The organism is Corallococcus sp. CA053C, from assembly GCF_003611675.1.
Classification (GTDB): Bacteria; Myxococcota; Myxococcia; order Myxococcales; family Myxococcaceae; genus Corallococcus.
In genome coordinates, this window is the sequence record NZ_RAWA01000671.1 from 1 (window position 1) to 2,833 (window position 2,833).

3 protein-coding genes are annotated in these 2,833 nt (G+C 69.0%); 2 read left to right on the forward strand and 1 reads right to left on the reverse strand.

What is annotated here, in order from left to right; genetic code table 11:
- Nucleotides 1-818, reverse strand: an 818-nt coding sequence (locus D7V97_RS41915) for a protein kinase (protein ID WP_233583582.1), incomplete at its 3' end; no start/stop codon positions are given.
- A 174-nt stretch (nucleotides 819-992) separates the two neighbouring features.
- On the opposite strand from D7V97_RS41915, the gene D7V97_RS41920 reads away from it, so the two are divergent.
- Together D7V97_RS41920 and D7V97_RS46355 are read left to right on the forward strand one after the other, a co-directional pair.
- A complete protein-coding gene (locus D7V97_RS41920) occupies nucleotides 993-2,618 on the forward strand; it encodes a Tox-REase-5 domain-containing protein (protein WP_255424883.1) in 1,626 nt (541 codons plus the stop codon).
- Nucleotides 2,619-2,630: 12 nt separating this feature from the next.
- The coding region (locus D7V97_RS46355; protein ID WP_368669022.1) for an Imm52 family immunity protein at nucleotides 2,631-2,833 on the forward strand (203 nt) is incomplete at its 3' end.

Here is a 2,833-nt window from a genome sequence, read left to right on the forward strand (position 1 = left end):
GGGGATGGCATCACGGGTTCCTGGCCTGCGGGGGTGGGCGGCTCAACCCGGGCAGGCCGCAGCAGCAGGAGCCCCACCAGGGCGACCGCGAGGGCGGCCACGAGGGCCACCCCGCGTGCCCGGCGCAGCCCGGAGCGCTCGGGCACCTCCCGCGATGACGCCTCGGGATCCTGGGGAGCGTTCGCGGGGGCGAGCTGGAGGTGCGGGGCGGGCGCATGGAAGGGCTCCGTCCACGCCGCTCCCGCTTCGGGGAGCAGCGCCGCCAACTCGCGCCGCATCACCTCGGCCGTGGGTGCGCGCCTCTCGGGTTCCCGGGCCACGAAGTGAAGCACCGCCGCGCTCAAGCCAGGGGGCACTCGCGGGTTGAGCGTATGCGGAGCAGGTGGCGTCAACCGACCTCCCAGGAACATGGCCGGAGCCTCACTCACCGGCCGCGGAATCGTCAGCAGGTCATAGAGGCAGATGCCCAGTGCGTAGATGTCGTCGGTGGCCTTGAACGCGTAGCGCGCTTCGTGCTCCTCGCCGTGCTCACGCAGGAACTTCGTGGCTTCGGGCGAGCGATAGCGCCGGGTGCCCGGCGGCAGGGGCGTCTCCGTCAACTCCGGAGCTTGCGCGTAGCTGCCCACGCCGAAGTCCAGCAGGAAGGGTTCTCCATCCGAGGCGCGCACGAGGATGTTGCTCAGCTTCAAATCGCGGTGGAAGACGCCCCGCCCGTGCACGTGCGCCAGTGCCGAGGCGAGCTTGACGAAAACACCCACCACCTCATGCGCCGTGGGGTGCGTCTTCTCCAGCCACTCGCCCAGCGTGTAGCCCTCCACGTAGTCCAGGACGACGTAGAGCCAGCCCCGCGTCGGAAGACGGCAGCCAACAGTCTGAAGCGCTGATTCCCACCTTCCTACATGCCCTCGGGTGCAGGGGAGTGCCCGGTCCGGCGGATCAGCCAGACCCAGCGGCATAGCCTGGGTCCGATTCAATGGGCCTGGGGGTGGACCGTGCGCGTTGAAGCCTTGCTGCTGTGCATGGCGATGGCCCTCACCGGCTGCGCATCGGTGCCTCCTGCGTCCGGAAGGATGCTGAGCTACACGCCCCGCGAGGCCACGGGCTCCCCTCCCGTGCCACCGCCGAGCGCTGCGTCCTCCGCTCCGCCACGGTCCGTCACGGGCAACGAGGAGCCCGGACGGCTGCATCGTCGCAAGGGCGTCCGGGAGGTAATGACAGGCGCGAGTCCCATCCGCACGACGGTGGCCCTGGCAAGCCCCGGCACGCGGGTGGATGCCTGGGAGCAGTTGCTGACGGACGCGGGGCTGGAAGCGCAAGACGAGCGGCCCCTCCCAGGCGGCGCACTCACCCCCACGCAAGCGGTGCGGATACTGGGTGTGCTCCTACGCAAGCCCATCACCCTGGGCAACCTCCCGCCCCGCATGGCGGCGAGCTTCCTGTTGCGAGAGGTGTTGGAGGGTGGCGCGGTTTCACGGGAGGAATTGCTCCGTCGCGTGAAGCGCTTCTCCCGGGAGCAGGTCGCGGTGTTGCGACCGGATGGCTACCTCGCGTGGACGCTCGATGGGCGCACGCAGCAGAAGGTGGCGCCTGTCGAGTGGAGGGACGGAGCCTTCCGCGCGGGCAACTTCGAACTGGGACGCTTCTACAGCGGCAAGGGCGGTGTCTTCCGCGCCGTCGATGCGCAGCTCCAGCCTTCGGACTGGCGGCCCCTCGCCGAGGTGTACGACGACGCGGACGTCATCAGTCGCTCACTGGATGGGGCACAGGACGCCTTCGTGGAGCTGTACCACGCGCTGGGACAGGTCCTCTCCCATCCCACGGACAGCATCGCAGGACTGCGGAACCTGCCAGCAGGCGTGGCGGCCCTCATCGCGTCGTCGCCCGCGTACTGGGAGCGCTTCCGCTCCATGACGGAGGGCGAGCAGATCCGCGAGGTGGCGCGGCTGGCGACGAGCGTCATCGCTACCTGCGGCGCGGCCTCGGCCACGACTCGCACGGTGACGGGCCTGGCGGCGGGCGCGGAAGCCATGGCGCCGGTGCTCTCGATGTCGGCGGAGGGGATGCTGGCGATTGAGCGTGTCGTGGTGCCGGTAGGAAGCGCGGTAGACGTGCTGGGCGGCGGGCCTGGGGCCGCCATCGTTCTGCACCGGGCGAATGTTGCAACGGGGCAGCCCACGCCCTCCGGTGGGCGTGGCCCAGGACAGTGGGCCCCGTCCGAAGAAAAAGGCGCGTCCCCGCGTGCTCGGGCCTACCAGGAGCAGCTCTCAGGCCACTCCTACGACGAGGCCTACTGGGTGGGTGGCGTGGGCAGAAACAGCGGTGGCGTGAAGTTCGATGGCTTCAAGGATGGCGTGCTCCTGGAGGCCAAGGGGCTCGGCTACGCCGAGTTCTTCGAGGAGGGTCTTGCCCCCAAGTATTGGTTTGAAGCATCGGGCAAGGCTGGAGACCTCGTTGACCAGGCGATCCGGCAGCGTGACATTGTTCGAGGCACGGGCATCCGCATTGAGTGGCACGTCGCCGAGAAGCACGCAGCAGATGCCATCCGGAAGCTGCTGAAGGGCAATGACGTCACCGAAATTGCCGTCATCCATACACCTGCACGTTCGTTGGTACCCTGAGAGAAGCGACTCATGACGACCCAGGCTCCGCCCACGACCTCTCCTGAGACCTACTCCGCCGGTGCCTACTGGGGGCCGCGGCGGGAGTCCCCCGAGGAGTGCGCCCGGCGAGCGGAAACCTTCCTCAACCTGCTGGCCGCATGTGCCCCCCTGCTGGCGAACTGGAACAAGATTCCCAAGCCGCGCGGCAAGGGACGCAAGACCCCCCTCATGCC